Below are 18,831 nucleotides of genomic sequence, written 5' to 3'. Positions count from 1 at the left end.
TGTAAAAAAATAAAAGGAAGATCTGCTTAAAACAGACCATCCTTTTATCTATTGTTCAAAAAATATCTAATTCAGAGTTTCCAATCGAATATCGTATCAAAAACGATATTTATTTTATGAATGAATACTATACGATGTTATATATTGTCCTGCCTATACATATTCGTGATATTCATTTGGGTCCTGCCCTTCTACACGGCCAGCTTCTCCTTTATCCAATGAATCAATTGTTTCAATATCCTCAGGTGCTAATTCAAAGTTGGTACTATTGAGATTATCTTTTTGATGCACGGGATTACTTGATTTTGGTATAGAAAATACGTCAGCTTGATAATTCCAATTTAAAATAATCTGCGCCGGGCTTTTATCGTACTTATTCGCAATTTCTTTAATTGTGGTATTTTTTAGCACGTCATTCAGATAACCTCTACCAAAAGGGCTCCAGGATTCAGTAAGAATGCCCCGTTTTTTATTTTCTTCTACCATACGGTTATTATTAAAATACGGATGACGCTCCACCTGGTTTGTAGCAGGTGTCACACCTGTTGCTTCGATAATGTCGTCCAGATGTTCTGGTTCAAAGTTTGAAACGCCAATGGTTCTGATTAACCCTTGTTTTTGAGCATCCACTAAAGCCTTCCAAGCTTCTACATACTTGCCGTCCTTAGGGTTCGGCCAATGAATTAAATACTTGTCAAAATATTTTAATCCAGTGCGGCGTAGAGATTCTTGGATAAAGATAAATGCCTTGTCATATTCATGGTAAGCACCGGGCAATTTCGTACTAATCAAAATTTCCTCTCTGGGCAGTGCGGACCGACGTACAGCTTCACCGACAATCCCTTCATTGTCGTAGTTTGTTGACGTATCGATTAAGCGATATCCTATATTCAAGGCGTTTAAAATTTCAAACGTACCCTGATCCCCATTAATACCGATCGTGCCTAATCCCACAAAAGGAAGTTCTGTACCATCATTTAGAGTAAAACCATTATTATTTAAAGTCAAAACCTCATCTCCTTTTAAAATTTTGCAATGTAAGTTGAGATTGGAAATAACTATTTCCATGATGTCTATAATTACAATACCCGATTTAAAAAAATCCTACACCAACCTGAATTGATTGCTATACCTTTGTGACTTTCTTGGTTTCTCATCAAATCCCCTCTATCCTTTCTCCCCCAACGGTCCACCCGCTCATTTACGCCTGAAGGCAATGTTATTAAGCTATTCCCCAAAAGCCCACTATCGACCTCTTTTTACGTTCTGTATTGTATATAATATTTTGACAATATAAAATAGATGTCCCTCTGAATGGAGACAGAAATAGACATAAGCAATGAGAATAAAAAATACCTTTCCCAACACTCTTATTCTTCTATCCCGTTTCTTACGAAGTGTATAGAAACAATATGACAAACGAACACACTATAACTTTTTTATCAGACAAGGTTTTTGGGGGAATATTGGTCAAAGAAAAGGACTGAACCCTATTGGATCCAGCCCGGATTTGTATTGAAATTTTGAATAACCTTAAATGAATGTCTACCTATTCGTGTTTTCCCCGCTCTTTCCCCGACTCCTTTACCGTTAGGATACCACCTTAGTTCCATGAGAAGAACAAAGTTACGTGAGAACCAAGAGAGTTACAGGGCGGACAAATTCTAAAATCCAACAAAATCCCCTTATTCAACAGTAACCGACTTAGCCAAGTTCCTTGGTTTATCTACATCACAGTCACGGTGCAGAGCAGCGTAATAAGAAATCAACTGCAATGGAATAACCGAAACAAGTGGTGAGAGCATTTCGTGTACTTCTGGTAGGACGAATGTGTCACCGTCTTGGTCTAGGCCTTTCATTGAGATGATGCATGGGTTAGCTCCACGTGCGACGACTTCTTTGACGTTGCCGCGGATGCTTAGGTTAACGCCTTCTTGTGTTGCCAGGGCGATGATTGGTGTACCGTCTTCGATCAGAGCAATGGTACCATGTTTGAGTTCTCCTCCAGCAAAACCTTCTGCTTGGATATAAGAGATTTCTTTTAGTTTTAATGCGCCTTCAAGGCCTACGTAGTAGTCAATACTTCGGCCGATGAAGAAGGCATTTCTTGTTGTTGATAGGAAGCTACGTGAGATGCCTTCGAAAGTTTCTTTTGAGTCACATAGTGTTTCCATCGCATTTGCAACAATACCTAATTCTTGGACAAGGTTAAATTCTAATTCACGTCCTTTAGCAATCGCTGTGACCTCTGCTAAGATTGCTAATACCGCTACTTGGGCAGTGTATGCCTTTGTAGAAGCGACAGCAATTTCTGGTCCAGCATGTAACAAGAGCGTGTAGTCTGCTTCACGGGATAAGGTTGAGCCAGGGACATTTGTAATCGTTAATGCTGGGTGTCCCATTTCTTTCACACTAACTAATACTGCACGGCTATCAGCTGTTTCACCACTTTGTGAAATAAAGATGAATAACGGTTTTTCTGATAGCAACGGTGTGTTATAAACAAATTCACTTGAGATATGCACTTCAACAGGGACTTTCGCTACTTTTTCAATATATTGCTTACCGACTAATCCAGCATGGTAAGACGTACCGGCAGCGATAATGTAGATACGATCCGCACTATTCATTGCATCCAGAATCTCTCCATCAATCGCTAGCTCTCCTTGGTCATTCTGGTATTTCTGAATGATCTTACGAAGAACAAGTGGTTGCTCATCGATTTCTTTTAGCATGTAGTGAGGGTATGTTCCTTTTTCAATATCGCTTGCATCAAGTTCTGCTGTATAAGGTGAACGTTCAATTGTTTCCCCTTTAAGGTTTTTAATTGTTACACCATCTTTTGTCACCATTACCATTTCTTTATCCATGAGTTCTACATATTGATCTGTGATTTGAATCATTGCCATCGCATCAGAAGCCACGACATTGAATGCTTCTCCTAAACCAACTAATAATGGACTTTTGTTCTTCGCGACATAGATTGTACTCTTGTCTTCATTATCTACAAGCGCAAGAGCGTAAGAGCCTTTAAGCTGTTGCAAAGTTTTGCGAAAAGCTTCTTCAGTGCTAAGCTCTTTAGCAAATTGATCAATCATTTGTACGATAACTTCGGTGTCTGTTTCACTTTTCAGCTCCACACCTTGTAAGAATTCACGTTTCATCTGTTCATAGTTTTCAATCACACCGTTATGAACAAGTGTGTAACGACCTGAATTACTTTGATGAGGGTGTGCATTTTCTTGACTTGGTACACCATGTGTTGCCCAACGTGTATGACCGATTCCTGTATACGCTAAAACCTTTTCGTCTACAATCGCACGAAGGTCAGCAATTCTGCCTTTTTCTTTAAAAACTTGCACGCCAGCTTCATTGACTACCGCAATACCTGCAGAATCATAGCCTCTATATTCTAGCTTTTCTAAGCCTTTTAATAAAATTTCCTTTGAATCTTGGTTACCAATATATCCAACAATACCGCACATACTTCTTCCTCCTAATGTAGAAGGGGCAAGAAGCCTTTAAGGGCGTACTTGCCCCTTATCTCCGTATTATTTCAATGTGAAAGCAAGGCATGACATAGATGCCTTTACGTTCTATATTTATGGCATTCATCTCTCTTTGTCCATTAGGTTACCCTAATGATTTAAAGACATGATTACGGTTGTGCTTTTCAACCGGGAGGTACCCGCCGATGCTTCGATAAACCTCCTCCTCGTCAACTAACCTTCCATATCCGTTCAAAGATTAGCCCGGGCGCTTTAATTATGAAATTTTGCTTCTAAACCACCTTTCTTTTTTTATATACAAAAACATGATAAGCATAACCGATACGCTGTTGAAAGTCAACGAATAACCATCAATTAATAGGTATTTTTTACTATAAGTGGAAGTTCTCCATGCTTTTTTCATACATAAATAAAATATGCATAAGAAAACAGAAGCGTTCCCTTATGCATCATTATTACACGCTTATTTCAGACCCATTTCTTCTTCTACAACAGCAGCAATACGGTTTACATATGCTTCACAAGCCTCTTCTGTAGCTGCTTCTGCCATGACGCGAACAAGCGGTTCAGTTCCTGAAGGACGGACAAGAATACGTCCATCACCATTCATTTCTTTTTCAACTTCACTAATAACAGCTTTAACCTTTTCATTATCTGTTACATGGTGTTTATCCGTTACTTTAATATTAACGAGCTTTTGTGGGAACTTCTGCATTTCTTTCGCAAGCTCTGAAAGTGATTTGTTTGTCACCTTCATAATGTTCACTAGTTGTAAACCAGAAAGGAGCCCGTCACCTGTCGTGATATGATCAAGGAAAATAATATGGCCAGATTGTTCGCCACCTAAACTATAACCACTCTTCTTCATTTCCTCTACAACATAGCGGTCACCGACTGCCGTTTGCACACTTTTCATCTCATTTGCCTCTAATCCCTTATAGAAACCAAGGTTGCTCATTACTGTAGAAACAACGGTATCCTCTTTAAGTCTACCTTGTTCTTTCAAGTACTTCGCACAAATGAACATGATTTGGTCACCATCTACCACTTGCCCTTTTTCATCGATAGCTATCAACCGATCGCCATCACCATCAAAGGCAAGCCCTACATCCGCTCCTCTTTCTTTCACAAAAGCAGCTAAGGCTTCTGGATGTGTAGAGCCCACTTCCTCATTAATATTTAACCCATTGGGTGAAGCACCCATCATCGATAAATCGGCATCCAAGTCAGCAAATAAATGATTTGCTAAGAATGAAGTCGCTCCATGTGCACAATCTAAAGCGATATGAATGCCAGAAAAATCATCATCAACAGATTGCTTTAAGTATTGCAGATATTTCTGTCCGCCTTCGAAGTAATCATTCACTTGTCCAAGATCACCACCAACTGGTCGTGGTAGGGAATCATTCTCCTTGTCCATTAGTTCTTCGATTTCATTTTCCTGTGCATCTGAAAGCTTGAAGCCATCTGGACCAAAAAACTTAATTCCATTATCCGCAACAGGATTATGGGAAGCAGATATCATTACGCCCGCCTCTGCATCTAATGCTTTCGTTAAATAGGCAACACCTGGAGTAGAAATAACGCCGAGTCGCATCACTTCTGCGCCGATAGAAAGAAGGCCTGCTACCAGTGCATTCTCAAGCATATGTCCTGAGATTCTTGTATCTCTCCCAATTAAAACTTTTGGGCGTTCTTGATCTTTTGTTAATACATATCCACCAAATCTACCTAGTTTAAAGGCTAACTCTGGCGTTAACTCACTATTTGCCACTCCGCGAACGCCATCCGTACCAAAATATTTTCCCATTATTAATCGCTCCTTCACTTTCCTCTGCTGTTCCATCTATTCTTTTTCTGTAATATTGATTATTGCCGTCTCACTCTCAAGTTGGGACTCAACACCAGGAGGTGCGTCTAATTGAATATTCACCTCATGTTCTCCAGGATCAAGGCCAGATACATCTATAGATAGGGTAAAATCACCTTTACTTAAACTATTCATATCCTTTTCATTACCAGAAACCTTCAAGCTTGTCTCACCTTCATCAGGGCTTTGAAATGTCACATCATATTGGTCGTCTAATCCTGTGATTGTTATCGGCATGCCTGAATAGGTTCGATTCACTGTTTGTTCATTTGCGGCTTGTTCCTGCTCTTGTTCTTGTACTTGTGATTCTTCTTCCTCACTGCTGCTATCTTCTGGTGCTTCTTGTTCCTTAACAGTCACATTGGCATTAACCGTCACTTCTTTAGGATCAACACTAGTAATTCCGTCAGAGATGATCACAGGTAATTTTATTTCCTGATCTTTATCGAGTTTGCTTAAATCGACCTCTACCCTAACCGTTTTTACATCATTTAGAACATTTTCTGGAGCAAAAATGGTTGCTTCTGTTTGGCTGAGTTTAAGAGAGTCTAACTCAACTCCCGAAGGAAGGCTCCCGGTTTCAACAATATCGATGGGCACCGTCTTACTTAAACGCTTCACATCGACCGAAACCTCCACCTCACCTGGATTTACATCTACATCTAATTTATTCATATTACGATCGAGCACATTAATCGCGGCTGTTTCTGTAAATGATTCCGTTATAGAACCTTTTGTATTAACAGTTGCTTTGACATAAGCAATCGATTCAATCACATTTTTGGCACCTGTTATTTTGACTGTACTAGGTTCAGCAAGTGCTGCTTCGGCCTTGTAACCTTCTTCAAGTAAACTATTGTTAAATTCTGCTTCCACATTGAACTCTTCAGTTACTTTTTCATCAATTGTTACATCTACAGTAGAAGGGTCAATTATATATTCAAGCTTATCGGATAGATCTTTAATCCCTACCTCTACTTCTTGTCGACCAATTTCTGCATCTGATAAGTCCACAAACACTTCAAAGTTCCGCTGTGCCTTCGCATTTTCCAAATGGCTCCTTGGGCCATCTAAAGTAACAGCCACTGTTTCTGGAAGTCCGGAAACGACAAGATTATCTGTATCATAGTAAGCTGTGAGCGGAACATTTTCAATGACAGCTGAGCCATCATCTCCAGGTACATTGATACTTCTATTATCGTTATTCGTATCATAAACCGAATCAAACAGGAGCAGAGCAATTAATAAAGCCACTACCTTCATAAACCATCTGGTATCAATGAGCTTATCAATATATTTATCCATTTTTCTTTCCCCTCCAGTTCCAAAGAGTGGAAGAAGATTGTTTTGATTTAGCTGAGTGAATAAGCTTCTCATTTAAAAGTTCTTTGAGCTGATCGAGTTTCAAATCGCGTGTAAGTTCACCATTTTTCGCTACAGATATTCCACCTGTCTCTTCAGACACAATAATGGTGATACTATCTGTTACTTCACTAATTCCCATCGCTGCTCTATGTCTAGTACCTAACTCTTTAGAGATAAAAGGACTTTCTGATAAAGGCAAGTAACATGCAGCAGCTGCAATTTGACTTTTCTGTATAATAACGGCGCCATCATGTAATGGTGTATTGGGAATAAAGATATTAATAAGTAATTCTGATGATATTTTGGAATGCAATGGAATACCAGTTTCAATATAGTCACCCATACCAGTTTCACGTTCAATCGAAATTAGCGCACCAATTCTCCGCTTAGCCATGTAATCAACAGACTTTACAATTGCAGTAACTAATTGATCTTGATCCATCTCTTCTTGGTTACCACTTCTAACGAAGAATTTACCCCTACCAAGCTGCTCTAGTGCACGACGCAACTCTGGTTGGAAGATAATAATAATGGCTAGTACCCCCCATAAGAGAACTTGTTCCATCATCCATCCTAAAGTTTGCAAATGAAGGATATCACTTAAAACCTTTACAATCAGAATAATAAATATCCCTTTGACTAATTGGACGGCTTTCGTCCCTTTAACAATCATAATTAATTTATATATAACGAACCAGACAAGGAGAATGTCTACTGTATTCGCTAAAAGCCTTAATAAAGGTAAATCTGTGAAAGATAAATCTAAAAGCGACATTTTCCTTCCTCCAAGTATTTATTTCCACCATTAAAATAGTCGTTTAACCTACTTATTATACCATATTTCTAATGAAATCCAATTTTCTAGTTATGTATACAATCGTGAACGTTATTAAAATATATCCTACATTTTTATTACTACATATGCAAAGATTAAGCGATTTATTAACAAATAATTACATATTTACACTTCTTTGAACAAAGGAAAAAGCCACCGCATTATAGCAGTGACCTATTTTCCCTTACTCTTTTTCATCCTCTTGTGTAACAGTCGAGATTAAACTTTTACTTGTATTTTTAATGTGATACCATAACCATTCAAAAAGCTGGTCTACTTCTTTTATTTCTCCTGTGACGTTACCAGCCGAGGCTAAATATTGCTCACCATTAATGACCGTTGCATCCCCTTCGACTTCACCATTTATTTGCAAGTTTCCATTCTTAACAACAACATCTCCCTTGACCACTTCTCCTTCTGGGACAATGACCGTATCGTTCTCAATCACTAGATTAGATTGCTTGGAAACAGACAATGCACTTTCTTGATTCCAGGCAGATAGAACACTTCCAGACATTAAGATAAGAAAGAGTGATGCTGCAGCAAGCATTGGGTGCTTCCTGAGCCACCTTTGTGCACCTACTTTTTTCTTTTCTTTAGGCAGTCTCGCCATCACATTCTCAGTAAAACCTGCAGGCGCTTGGAAATGTGACGTACTCTGGACAAAGGCAATCGCTCGCTTTAGTTCATGAAAATGCATGCGGCATTCTTCACATTGCTCTATATGTGTTTTGAGTAATTGTTTATGCTCATCTGTTATTTCTTCATCTAAATATTCATGCATATATTCAATAATTTCTTCATTACATTTCACTGAAATCACCTTCTTATACGTAGCGTAATTGCTTTCTTAAAGCTTCTCTTCCCCTATGAATCCTCGTTTTCACAGTGCCTAATGGTAGATCTAAGGTCTCACTGATTTCATTCAAGGATAGTTCTTCAATGTACTTAAGCACGATGACCGATCGATATTTTTCCGGTAGCTTCGAAATTTCCATTTGTATGGTTTCCTGCAACTCCATTTTTTCTACATCTTCTTCAGGTAGTTTCGTACTCGCGGGAATTTGTGAGTACATATTTAAACCGTCTGTTCCTGCTACTTCCGCGTCCAAATAATAGTCAGGCTTTTTCTTCCTGATCCGGTCAATACATAGGTTTGTTGCAATGCGATATAACCATGTTGAGAACTTTAAGTTCGTATTGAAGCTTTGTATATTTACATATGCTCGTAAGAAAGCTTCTTGTGCAATATCTTCAGACTCATGTTGATTACCCAACATTCGATAACAGATATGATATACTCTGTCTTTGTATATTTCTACTATTTCAGCGTAAGCATCTTGATCTCCTTTTAATACTTGTTTAATTCTTTTCTTCACCAACAATTCCATCTATTTACCCCCGCTCTATGCGGCTTATCGATAATCATTTACGAATCGATAGCAAAAAGGTTTCACATATTTTTTATTAGGTTCCTTTTCCTCCATAAGTACTTTGGTTATATAAGAGTTATCACATAATATTTTAACAAATTTTAACTAAAGTAGTTTAATTAATTTTCATACTGGGTATAAAGGATTTAAAACCAGTGTGTTGACGAAGGAAAAAAGACCTTCCCTTCAATATTTTTGCTCCAACGAACAAGAGACCATACATTTAAAAATTGTCTACGTGCTGGAATAAAATTTTCAAATGGAAAGGACAATGATCTCATGTATACGGAGGAACTATTAAAAGATATTGAAATACACAGAGCTAAAATGGTTGAACTTGCTTCTATTTCTTCATTTTCAAACCACCAAGTTCTTAAAGCGAGCATTGAATTGGACAACCTAATTAATAGATACTATACATTAACATTAAAAAAAGAAGCTTGAGCATCGACTCAAGCTTCTTTCACTTTATAGTAATTTTTCACCGAATAGCGAGCCCATTAAGGCCACCGCTGCATCAGCTGTTTTATTTCTTTCATCTAATATTGGATTAACCTCAACAAATTCGGCCGAAGTAATCATTTGGGATTCTGCCAGTATTTCCATAGCAAGGTGGCTCTCTCGATAACTTATCCCCCCCATAACTGGTGTACCCACACCAGGTGCATCAGATGGATCAAGACCATCTAAATCTAACGAAAGGTGAACACCATCTGTTCGGTCTTGTAAATAACTAATCGTCTCTTCCATTACCCTCGGCATCCCTAAGCGATCAATTTCATGCATCGTAAAGACTTTTATTCCCTTGGCTTTAATCAAATCCCTTTCGCCTTGGTCTAAAGACCTTGCTCCTATAATCACAACATTTTCAGGCTTCAACTTCTTATGGACTCCTCCTACCTCTAATAACAATGGATGCCCATATCCTAGAGCGACTGCTAAGGACATCCCATGAATATTACCGGATGGCGAAGTTTCTGCTGTATTTAAGTCCCCGTGTGCATCGTACCAAATCACACCTAAGTTATGATAATGCTGTAATAAACCAGCTAACGTACCAATAGCGATACTATGATCCCCTCCTAAAACAAGAGGAAATGCTCCTTTTTTTACTACCCCATTAACTTGATCTGCTAAGATTTTAGTCTTTTCTGCAATTAAGTCCAAGTTTCTTAAACCTGTTTCCTTATCTATTTGTTCAGTCGACCTACCTATTTCAATATCACCTAAATCATCAACTTGGTGATTAAGTTCTTGTAATCTATTTTCAATGCCCGCATATCGGATGGCACTTGGCCCCATGTCTACCCCTCTTCGTAATTGTCCCAAGTCCATCGGCATACCAATAATTGAAATGTTTTTCATTTAGTTGCTCCCCCTACTAAAGAATGAATTCTCTCTCTATTGTAAACGGTTACATTCTAATGGTTCAACTGTGCAAAATTTTGTATATCTATACAAAAAAAGGGCATTTATTATTGCTCTGGGTCAATTACTGTGGGCAGGATAGCAGAACACAAACGGAAAATGATATATTTCTAAACACAGATTGAATTACAAATCACCAAAAATAGATGCGCTTCCTCTGCTTACTTAGTTAAGTCAGCTTAAAGGATTGTACAAAGAAAGGCCCTGTGATATCTCATACAAGAAGTATGTGGGTAATTTCCTTATGTTTAATCTCATGGGAAAAATACAAGATAACAAATAAAAATCCTTAAACATAAAATGTTTAAGGATTAAGTGAGCCATGAAGGACTCGAACCTTCGACCCTCTGATTAAAAGTCAGATGCTCTACCAACTGAGCTAATGGCTCGAAAATGGCTGGGCTAGCAGGGATCGAACCTGCGAATGACGGAATCAAAATCCGTTGCCTTACCGCTTGGCTATAGCCCATCGTATGTAAAAAAACAAAATAAAAAGGACTAATTATATTATGTCCGCTTTTTGGATTTTCATTCAAATAAAATTGAAATGGTGGAGGGGGGCAGATTCGAACTGCCGAACCCGAAGGAGCGGATTTACAGTCCGCCGCGTTTAGCCACTTCGCTACCCCTCCGACATAAATATATTAAAATGGTGCCGGCCAGAGGACTTGAACCCCCAACCTACTGATTACAAGTCAGTTGCTCTACCAATTGAGCTAGGCCGGCCCATCTATAGTAAATTGAAATGGTGGAGGATGACGGGATCGAACCGCCGACCCTCTGCTTGTAAGGCAGATGCTCTCCCAGCTGAGCTAATCCTCCAAAATGGTGACCCCTACGGGATTCGAACCCGTGTTACCGCCGTGAAAGGGCGGTGTCTTAACCGCTTGACCAAGGGGCCAAAAATATTTAAAGTTCTTACCAGAGCTTCCAACCGGGCTCGAACCGGTGACCTCTTCCTTACCATGGAAGTGCTCTACCTGCTGAGCTATGGAAGCATCAGCTAAATATCTTTGATTTTGTTTAAAATGGCTCCGCAGGTAGGATTCGAACCTACGACCGTTCGGTTAACAGCCGAATGCTCTACCACTGAGCTACTGCGGAATAATATGTTAATATGTATGCCCGGCAACGTCCTACTCTCACAAGGGGACAGCCCCTAACTACCATCGGCGCTGAGAAGCTTAACTTCCGTGTTCGGTATGGGAACGGGTGTGACCTTCTCGCTATCGCCACCGGACTTTTTAAAGACATTTATTATTATAACGTCTTTTATGAAAATTTCAAGAGAAATTTTAAATCATTCTCTGAAAACTAGGTAATGTTGAAGAAGATTGTTTTGAGTAATCGCCTATGCGTTGCTGACGCGACTACTTACGTAGTGCTGTCTAGCTGCGGCGCCTGAACAAGGCGCTTTCGCTTTTCGTTTTTGGTTAAGTCCTCGATCGATTAGTATTAGTCAGCTACATGTGTCGCCACACTTCCACCTCTAACCTATCAACCTGATCATCTTTCAGGGATCTTACTAGCTTGCGCTATGGGAAATCTCATCTCGAGGGGGGCTTCATGCTTAGATGCTTTCAGCACTTATCCCTTCCGCACATAGCTACCCAGCGATGCCTTTGGCAAGACAACTGGTACACCAGCGGTGCGTCCATCCCGGTCCTCTCGTACTAAGGACAGCTCCTCTCAAATTTCCTGCGCCCACGACGGATAGGGACCGAACTGTCTCACGACGTTCTGAACCCAGCTCGCGTACCGCTTTAATGGGCGAACAGCCCAACCCTTGGGACCGACTACAGCCCCAGGATGCGATGAGCCGACATCGAGGTGCCAAACCTCCCCGTCGATGTGGACTCTTGGGGGAGATAAGCCTGTTATCCCCGGGGTAGCTTTTATCCGTTGAGCGATGGCCCTTCCATGCGGAACCACCGGATCACTAAGCCCGACTTTCGTCCCTGCTCGACTTGTAGGTCTCGCAGTCAAGCTCCCTTGTGCCTTTACACTCTACGAATGATTTCCAACCATTCTGAGGGAACCTTTGGGCGCCTCCGTTACTCTTTAGGAGGCGACCGCCCCAGTCAAACTGCCCACCTGACACTGTCTCCCATCCCGATAAGGGATGTGGGTTAGAATTTCAATACAGCCAGGGTAGTATCCCACCGACGCCTCCACCGAAGCTAGCGCTCCGGCTTCTAAGGCTCCTACCTATCCTGTACAAGCTGTACCAAAATTCAATATCAGGCTACAGTAAAGCTCCACGGGGTCTTTCCGTCCTGTCGCGGGTAACCTGCATCTTCACAGGTACTATAATTTCACCGAGTCTCTCGTTGAGACAGTGCCCAGATCGTTACGCCTTTCGTGCGGGTCGGAACTTACCCGACAAGGAATTTCGCTACCTTAGGACCGTTATAGTTACGGCCGCCGTTTACTGGGGCTTCGATTCAAAGCTTCGCGTGAGCTAACCTCTCCTCTTAACCTTCCAGCACCGGGCAGGCGTCAGCCCCTATACTTCGCCTTGCGGCTTCGCAGAGACCTGTGTTTTTGCTAAACAGTCGCCTGGGCCTATTCACTGCGGCTCATCAAGGCTTTAACACCCTAATGAGCACCCCTTCTCCCGAAGTTACGGGGTCATTTTGCCGAGTTCCTTAACGAGAGTTCTCTCGCTCACCTTAGGATTCTCTCCTCGCCTACCTGTGTCGGTTTGCGGTACGGGCACCTTATTCCTCGCTAGAGGCTTTTCTTGGCAGTGTGGAATCAAGAACTTCGGTACTAAATTTCCCTCGCTATCACAGCTCAAGGTATGTGACCATGGGATTTGCCTCATGGTCCCTCTAACTGCTTAGACGCACATCCAATAGTGCGCTTACCCTATCCTCCTGCGTCCCCCCATCACTCAAACAGAATACGGTGGTACAGGAATATCAACCTGTTGTCCATCGCCTACGCTTTTCAGCCTCGGCTTAGGTCCCGACTAACCCTGAGCGGACGAGCCTTCCTCAGGAAACCTTAGGCATTCGGTGGATGGGATTCTCACCCATCTTTCGCTACTCATACCGGCATTCTCACTTCTAAGCGCTCCACCAGTCCTTACGGTCTAGCTTCAACGCCCTTAGAACGCTCTCCTACCACTGAACATCAACGATGTTCAATCCACAGCTTCGGTGATACGTTTAGCCCCGGTACATTTTCGGCGCGGAGTCACTCGACCAGTGAGCTATTACGCACTCTTTAAATGGTGGCTGCTTCTAAGCCAACATCCTGGTTGTCTAAGCAACTCCACATCCTTTTCCACTTAACGTATACTTTGGGACCTTAGCTGGTGGTCTGGGCTGTTTCCCTCTTGACTACGGATCTTATCACTCGCAGTCTGACTCCCATGGATAAATCTTTGGCATTCGGAGTTTGTCTGAATTCGGTAACCCGATGAGGGCCCCTAGTCCAAACAGTGCTCTACCTCCAAGATTCTTACGCATGAGGCTAGCCCTAAAGCTATTTCGGAGAGAACCAGCTATCTCCAAGTTCGATTGGAATTTCTCCGCTACCCACACCTCATCCCCGCACTTTTCAACGTACGTGGGTTCGGGCCTCCATCCAGTGTTACCTGGACTTCACCCTGGACATGGGTAGATCACCTGGTTTCGGGTCTACGACCACATACTAAATTCGCCCTATTCAGACTCGCTTTCGCTACGGCTCCGTCTGTCCAACTTAACCTCGCATGTAATCGTAACTCGCCGGTTCATTCTACAAAAGGCACGCTATCACCCATTAACGGGCTCTAACTACTTGTAGGCACACGGTTTCAGGATCTCTTTCACTCCCCTTCCGGGGTGCTTTTCACCTTTCCCTCACGGTACTGGTTCACTATCGGTCACTAGGGAGTATTTAGCCTTGGGAGATGGTCCTCCCTGCTTCCGACGGGATTTCTCGTGTCCCGCCGTACTCAGGATCCACTCTGGAGGGAACGAAGTTTCAACTACAGGGCTTTTACCTCCTATGGCGGGCCTTTCCAGACCTCTTCGTCTATCTCGTTCCTTTGTAACTCCGTATAGAATGTCCTACAACCCCAAGAGGCAAGCCTCTTGGTTTGGGCTAATCCCGTTTCGCTCGCCGCTACTCAGGGAATCGCGTTTGCTTTCTCTTCCTCCGGGTACTTAGATGTTTCAGTTCCCCGGGTCTGCCTTCCATACCCTATGTATTCAGGTATGGATCCTATCCCATAACGGATAGGGGGTTTCCCCATTCGGAAATCTCCGGATCAAAGCTTACTTACAGCTCCCCGAAGCATATCGGTGTTAGTCCCGTCCTTCATCGGCTCCTAGTGCCAAGGCATTCACCGTGCGCCCTTATTAACTTAACCATTGTTCGGCTTGCGATAAGCTACGCATTTCGGCGTCAGCTCACTCGTCAACATCCTCATGTGCACAAGACGCACACTCCGGTGTTTCCTCGCTCGCTTCCTTGAACTGCTTGCTTCTCACAACCCTCACGGTTGTATGTTTTTAAAAAAAGTTTAGTATCTCTACTCTATTACTATTATATAGAGAGAAAATAACTAAGGTGGCGATTACTCGGTAATCTTCTTCATTACATTATCTAGTTTTCAAAGAACGATTGAATTGAGAGATTATACTCTCAAAACTGAACGAACAGTCTAACATCAAGTTAATTCCGTATATTCCTTAGAAAGGAGGTGATCCAGCCGCACCTTCCGATACGGCTACCTTGTTACGACTTCACCCCAATCATCTGTCCCACCTTAGGCGGCTGGCTCCAAAAGGTTACCCCACCGACTTCGGGTGTTACAAACTCTCGTGGTGTGACGGGCGGTGTGTACAAGGCCCGGGAACGTATTCACCGCGGCATGCTGATCCGCGATTACTAGCGATTCCGGCTTCATGTAGGCGAGTTGCAGCCTACAATCCGAACTGAGAATGGTTTTATGGGATTGGCTAAACCTCGCGGTCTTGCAGCCCTTTGTACCATCCATTGTAGCACGTGTGTAGCCCAGGTCATAAGGGGCATGATGATTTGACGTCATCCCCACCTTCCTCCGGTTTGTCACCGGCAGTCACCTTAGAGTGCCCAACTAAATGCTGGCAACTAAGATCAAGGGTTGCGCTCGTTGCGGGACTTAACCCAACATCTCACGACACGAGCTGACGACAACCATGCACCACCTGTCACTCTGTCCCCCGAAGGGGAAAGTCCTATCTCTAGGATTGTCAGAGGATGTCAAGACCTGGTAAGGTTCTTCGCGTTGCTTCGAATTAAACCACATGCTCCACCGCTTGTGCGGGCCCCCGTCAATTCCTTTGAGTTTCAACCTTGCGGTCGTACTCCCCAGGCGGAGTGCTTAATGCGTTTGCTGCAGCACTAAAGGGCGGAAACCCTCTAACACTTAGCACTCATCGTTTACGGCGTGGACTACCAGGGTATCTAATCCTGTTTGCTCCCCACGCTTTCGCGCCTCAGCGTCAGTTACAGACCAGAAAGTCGCCTTCGCCACTGGTGTTCCTCCAAATCTCTACGCATTTCACCGCTACACTTGGAATTCCACTTTCCTCTTCTGCACTCAAGTTCCCCAGTTTCCAATGACCCTCCACGGTTGAGCCGTGGGCTTTCACATCAGACTTAAGGAACCGCCTGCGCGCGCTTTACGCCCAATAATTCCGGACAACGCTTGCCACCTACGTATTACCGCGGCTGCTGGCACGTAGTTAGCCGTGGCTTTCTGGTTAGGTACCGTCAAGGTACCGGCAGTTACTCCGATACTTGTTCTTCCCTAACAACAGAGTTTTACGATCCGAAAACCTTCATCACTCACGCGGCGTTGCTCCGTCAGACTTTCGTCCATTGCGGAAGATTCCCTACTGCTGCCTCCCGTAGGAGTCTGGGCCGTGTCTCAGTCCCAGTGTGGCCGATCACCCTCTCAGGTCGGCTACGCATCGTCGCCTTGGTGAGCCGTTACCTCACCAACTAGCTAATGCGCCGCGGGCCCATCTGTAAGTGATAGCAGAACCATCTTTCAATCTAATTATATGTATAAATAGATATTATCCGGTATTAGCCCCGGTTTCCCGGAGTTATCCCAGTCTTACAGGCAGGTTGCCCACGTGTTACTCACCCGTCCGCCGCTAATCTTTGGGAGCAAGCTCCCTCAGATTCGCTCGACTTGCATGTATTAGGCACGCCGCCAGCGTTCGTCCTGAGCCAGGATCAAACTCTCCAATAAAGTGTTTGATTAGCTCATTTGCACCTATGGTGCTTTGTTGCTGATAAATCAGCTTTTTTAGAATTACGCTTGACGTTTTATGTTCGTTCAGTTTTCAAAGAACAATCTCGTTCGCTTCAGAAGCGACTTTATTAATTTAACATTTAAGCTCGTTTTTGTCAACAACTTTTTTGTTTTTTTATTAAAAACTTTTTTAATAGTTGATGTCACTAACGACTGCTTTAATATAATAACACCATATCTTTCAAAACGTCAATGACTTTTTTTTATTTTTTTATTCTTTTTTTCATTTAATTTATAATGAGCATATTCATCTGCTGGAACAACCCTTTTGAATAAGCTTAAAAGTATCTCATACTTCTCTTTCATTGCAACTTTAACAACATCTGCAATTCGCTCATCTTCTAAATCGAACAATATTTCATCCATCTCTCTCTTTAATAAGTATTCAATTTCTTGTTGCTCTTTTCCATTTAGTAATAACCCGATCAACGATTGTTCCACCCTCTCTTTGACAAGCTATCACTATATTACCCATCCCCACTCATTTTATAATGATAAATTCATCATGTTTTTAATTTTTTTGCATAGATATAGGACAAGGATGTATTTGGGACGAGGTGAATAAGAATGAAGTTCTTTTATGTATTTCATGCAAAGAGATTAAAACAAATGACTTTAATTTTGGTAGCTGCATTTTTTACAGCAATGTTTATGTTTATGGAAACAACGATTCATTTACCTGTTTTTTCTACAAAAGACGCACCGAAGGCATTATATAAAGGGGAGAAAGGAGTAGCTCTCACTTTTAATATTGGTTGGGGAGATGAAAAGGCGGAGCCTATTTTAGATTTATTAAAGAAAGAAAAAGTCACTTCTGCTACATTTTTCTTATCAGGCTCATGGGCTGAGAGCCACCCTGATATTGTCGAACGTATTGCTAAATCTGGATATGAAATCGGTATACTGGGTTATAATTACGAAGACTATACAGAGCTAGAAGAAGATAAAATCAGACAAGATTTAGCTAGAGCACAAACCGCGTTTGCTAAGTTAAATATTAAGGATATTAAATATGTTAGACCACCTACTGGTCACTTTGACAAAAAGACCTTAGCAGCAGCAAAACAATTAGGCTATACAGTTGTGCATTGGAGTTTAGATTCTAAAGACTGGACAAATCCAGGTACAGATAAAATTATTCAAAAAGTACTCGAAGCTGAAAATGGAGAAATCGTATTGATGCATGCATCTGATTCAGTGAAACAAACATCCAAAGCATTGCCTTCTATCATAAATGGGTTCAAAAAGGAACAGATTGAGTTAGTTACTATTTCAGAAATGATGGCCAATGCCAATGCAACGGCAGAAGAAATTAATTAAACAACAAAAAGTCGCCTGGTTAAACAGACGACTTTTTTGCTTCCAATCTTTCTCTTTGACGGGCAGATTCTGCATTATATTTTGGTAACACGAGTAATTGATAAGCATTACAAATGATTAAAGGTAGAACCATTAACCATAACCAACTTTCTTCGTTTACTCTTAATACCGGCACCCATTCAATCGTTGTCACGACCACCATAAAAAACAACGCTGGTACAAAAGCATGTTTATTCGTAGTGGATACTTTCAAGGCCGCAATTACTACACCGGCTATTAAAACAAAACCTGCAAGTCCTAAATAAGGAAGAATACTATCTCCTGCATCCGCAAAAGCTTTATAACGGAAGTACACTAAATCAAATAGCACAAATAAAACCAACACAATTTGCACAGCATTCCATAATTGATGAGACTTAAAAATACCCAACCCAAAACGATGCACTGTTAAATATGCGAAAAATCCCATTTGACTAATAATACTAAAAATTAAACCGACACCGAATAACCAAAAAAGAACAGATAGTATTTCCAACGCATCAAAATTGGTAAATAAATGAGAAAATTCATCCCAACGCACGACAAAACCAATAACCCCTGTTGCAACGCCACCGACAAGTAATGTGGTTATAAAAAATTTGATCCAAGCACGGCTAGTCAATTCCTTTTCCCCCATAACGTTATTATCACTTAATGATTGTACCAAATCTTTACTTGAAAAATCTAGGCAATCCGCAATTTACGCATAATATTGACAGATTTTCTTCATT

12 protein-coding genes, 8 tRNA genes and 3 rRNA genes are annotated in these 18,831 nt (G+C 41.7%); 2 read left to right on the top strand and 21 right to left on the bottom strand.

Features of this window, described 5'->3' with window-relative positions:
* Nucleotides 1-153: 153 nt before the first annotated feature.
* From MKY26_RS18495 to sigW, 7 genes are all read right to left on the bottom strand, one after another.
* On the bottom strand, nt 154-1,008 hold the full coding sequence (locus MKY26_RS18495) for an aldo/keto reductase (protein ID WP_341098288.1): 855 nt from the start codon (nt 1,006-1,008) through the stop codon (nt 154-156).
* A 677-nt stretch (nt 1,009-1,685) separates the two neighbouring features.
* On the bottom strand, nt 1,686-3,485 hold the full coding sequence (gene glmS / locus MKY26_RS18490; RefSeq protein WP_328199801.1) for a glutamine--fructose-6-phosphate transaminase (isomerizing): 1,800 nt from the start codon (nt 3,483-3,485) through the stop codon (nt 1,686-1,688).
* 487 nt (nt 3,486-3,972) lie between these two features.
* Nucleotides 3,973-5,319 carry a phosphoglucosamine mutase gene (gene glmM / locus MKY26_RS18485; protein WP_307315837.1) on the bottom strand — a complete coding sequence of 449 codons (1,347 nt, stop codon included), beginning with the start codon at nt 5,317-5,319 and terminating at the stop codon, nt 3,973-3,975.
* A gap of 36 nt (nt 5,320-5,355) precedes the next feature.
* Complete coding sequence (locus tag MKY26_RS18480; RefSeq protein WP_341098287.1) at nt 5,356-6,684, bottom strand: CdaR family protein; 1,329 nt, start codon at nt 6,682-6,684, stop codon at nt 5,356-5,358.
* Nucleotides 6,677-7,519 carry a diadenylate cyclase CdaA gene (gene cdaA, locus MKY26_RS18475; protein WP_095371070.1) on the bottom strand — a complete coding sequence of 281 codons (843 nt, stop codon included), beginning with the start codon at nt 7,517-7,519 and terminating at the stop codon, nt 6,677-6,679. Before cdaA ends, MKY26_RS18480 begins: the two co-directional genes overlap by 8 nt.
* A gap of 244 nt (nt 7,520-7,763) precedes the next feature.
* Nucleotides 7,764-8,393, bottom strand: coding sequence for an anti-sigma factor family protein (locus MKY26_RS18470; protein WP_095371071.1), 630 nt, complete (start codon nt 8,391-8,393; stop codon nt 7,764-7,766).
* 13 nt (nt 8,394-8,406) lie between these two features.
* On the bottom strand, nt 8,407-8,970 hold the full coding sequence (gene sigW / locus MKY26_RS18465; protein WP_095371072.1) for an RNA polymerase sigma factor SigW: 564 nt from the start codon (nt 8,968-8,970) through the stop codon (nt 8,407-8,409).
* Nucleotides 8,971-9,291: 321 nt separating this feature from the next.
* Here sigW and MKY26_RS18460 point away from each other — a divergent pair, with 321 nt between their 5' ends.
* Nucleotides 9,292-9,456 carry an aspartyl-phosphate phosphatase Spo0E family protein gene (locus MKY26_RS18460; RefSeq protein ID WP_095371073.1) on the top strand — a complete coding sequence of 55 codons (165 nt, stop codon included), beginning with the start codon at nt 9,292-9,294 and terminating at the stop codon, nt 9,454-9,456.
* Between the two features lie 24 nt (nt 9,457-9,480).
* On the opposite strand, the gene rocF is transcribed toward MKY26_RS18460, so the two are convergent.
* The 13 genes from rocF to MKY26_RS18395 all read right to left on the bottom strand — a co-directional run bounded on the left by rocF (nt 9,481) and on the right by MKY26_RS18395 (nt 17,170).
* On the bottom strand, nt 9,481-10,377 hold the full coding sequence (gene rocF / locus MKY26_RS18455) for an arginase (protein ID WP_095371074.1): 897 nt from the start codon (nt 10,375-10,377) through the stop codon (nt 9,481-9,483).
* A gap of 379 nt (nt 10,378-10,756) precedes the next feature.
* Nucleotides 10,757-10,829 (bottom strand) — tRNA-Lys (locus tag MKY26_RS18450).
* Between the two features lie 5 nt (nt 10,830-10,834).
* Nucleotides 10,835-10,909: transfer RNA gene (locus MKY26_RS18445), tRNA-Gln, on the bottom strand.
* Between the two features lie 79 nt (nt 10,910-10,988).
* Nucleotides 10,989-11,072, bottom strand: a tRNA-Tyr gene (locus MKY26_RS18440).
* An 18-nt stretch (nt 11,073-11,090) separates the two neighbouring features.
* Nucleotides 11,091-11,166 (bottom strand) — tRNA-Thr (locus MKY26_RS18435).
* Between the two features lie 20 nt (nt 11,167-11,186).
* Nucleotides 11,187-11,262, bottom strand: a tRNA-Val gene (locus MKY26_RS18430).
* A 4-nt stretch (nt 11,263-11,266) separates the two neighbouring features.
* Nucleotides 11,267-11,341, bottom strand: a tRNA-Glu gene (locus MKY26_RS18425).
* Nucleotides 11,342-11,365: 24 nt separating this feature from the next.
* Nucleotides 11,366-11,438 (bottom strand) — tRNA-Thr (locus tag MKY26_RS18420).
* Between the two features lie 31 nt (nt 11,439-11,469).
* Nucleotides 11,470-11,544: transfer RNA gene (locus tag MKY26_RS18415), tRNA-Asn, on the bottom strand.
* A 19-nt stretch (nt 11,545-11,563) separates the two neighbouring features.
* Nucleotides 11,564-11,680 (bottom strand): 5S ribosomal RNA (gene rrf / locus MKY26_RS18410).
* A gap of 189 nt (nt 11,681-11,869) precedes the next feature.
* Nucleotides 11,870-14,803: ribosomal RNA gene (locus tag MKY26_RS18405) — 23S ribosomal RNA — on the bottom strand.
* Nucleotides 14,804-15,129: 326 nt separating this feature from the next.
* Nucleotides 15,130-16,678 (bottom strand): 16S ribosomal RNA (locus MKY26_RS18400).
* The 16S, 23S and 5S rRNA genes sit together here with 8 tRNA genes alongside, the layout of an rRNA operon.
* A 252-nt stretch (nt 16,679-16,930) precedes the next feature.
* Nucleotides 16,931-17,170 carry a hypothetical protein gene (locus MKY26_RS18395; RefSeq protein ID WP_095371075.1) on the bottom strand — a complete coding sequence of 80 codons (240 nt, stop codon included), beginning with the start codon at nt 17,168-17,170 and terminating at the stop codon, nt 16,931-16,933.
* A gap of 138 nt (nt 17,171-17,308) precedes the next feature.
* Here MKY26_RS18395 and pdaB point away from each other — a divergent pair, with 138 nt between their 5' ends.
* Nucleotides 17,309-18,061, top strand: a complete 753-nt coding sequence (pdaB, locus tag MKY26_RS18390; RefSeq protein WP_322910584.1) for a polysaccharide deacetylase family sporulation protein PdaB — start codon at nt 17,309-17,311, stop codon at nt 18,059-18,061.
* A gap of 19 nt (nt 18,062-18,080) precedes the next feature.
* Here the strand turns inward: pdaB and MKY26_RS18385 are convergent, their stop codons facing one another.
* Nucleotides 18,081-18,722 (bottom strand): KinB-signaling pathway activation protein, encoded by a 642-nt coding sequence (locus tag MKY26_RS18385; protein ID WP_095371077.1) that lies wholly within the window; start codon nt 18,720-18,722, stop codon nt 18,081-18,083.
* Between the last annotated feature and the right edge of the window lie 109 nt (nt 18,723-18,831).

Origin of the sequence: Cytobacillus sp. FSL R7-0680, assembly GCF_038009245.1 — a bacterium.
GTDB lineage: Bacteria > Bacillota > Bacilli > Bacillales > Cytobacillaceae > Cytobacillus > Cytobacillus kochii.
The sequence above is the reverse complement of the archived record's forward strand: the minus strand, read 5'-3'. Positions and strand labels throughout refer to the sequence as shown.

What these genes read in the sequence shown, in the direction of transcription:
- glmS (WP_328199801.1), bottom strand. Translation starts at nt 3,485, where the DNA reads ATGTGCGGTATTGTTGGATATATTGGTAACCAAGATTCAAAGGAAATT.
- glmM (WP_307315837.1), bottom strand. Translation starts at nt 5,319, where the DNA reads ATGGGAAAATATTTTGGTACGGATGGCGTTCGCGGAGTGGCAAATAGT.
- MKY26_RS18480 (WP_341098287.1), bottom strand. Translation starts at nt 6,684, where the DNA reads ATGGATAAATATATTGATAAGCTCATTGATACCAGATGGTTTATGAAG.
- cdaA (WP_095371070.1), bottom strand. Translation starts at nt 7,519, where the DNA reads ATGTCGCTTTTAGATTTATCTTTCACAGATTTACCTTTATTAAGGCTT.
- sigW (WP_095371072.1), bottom strand. Translation starts at nt 8,970, where the DNA reads ATGGAATTGTTGGTGAAGAAAAGAATTAAACAAGTATTAAAAGGAGAT.
- MKY26_RS18460 (WP_095371073.1), top strand. Translation starts at nt 9,292, where the DNA reads ATGTATACGGAGGAACTATTAAAAGATATTGAAATACACAGAGCTAAA.
- rocF (WP_095371074.1), bottom strand. Translation starts at nt 10,377, where the DNA reads ATGAAAAACATTTCAATTATTGGTATGCCGATGGACTTGGGACAATTA.
- pdaB (WP_322910584.1), top strand. Translation starts at nt 17,309, where the DNA reads ATGAAGTTCTTTTATGTATTTCATGCAAAGAGATTAAAACAAATGACT.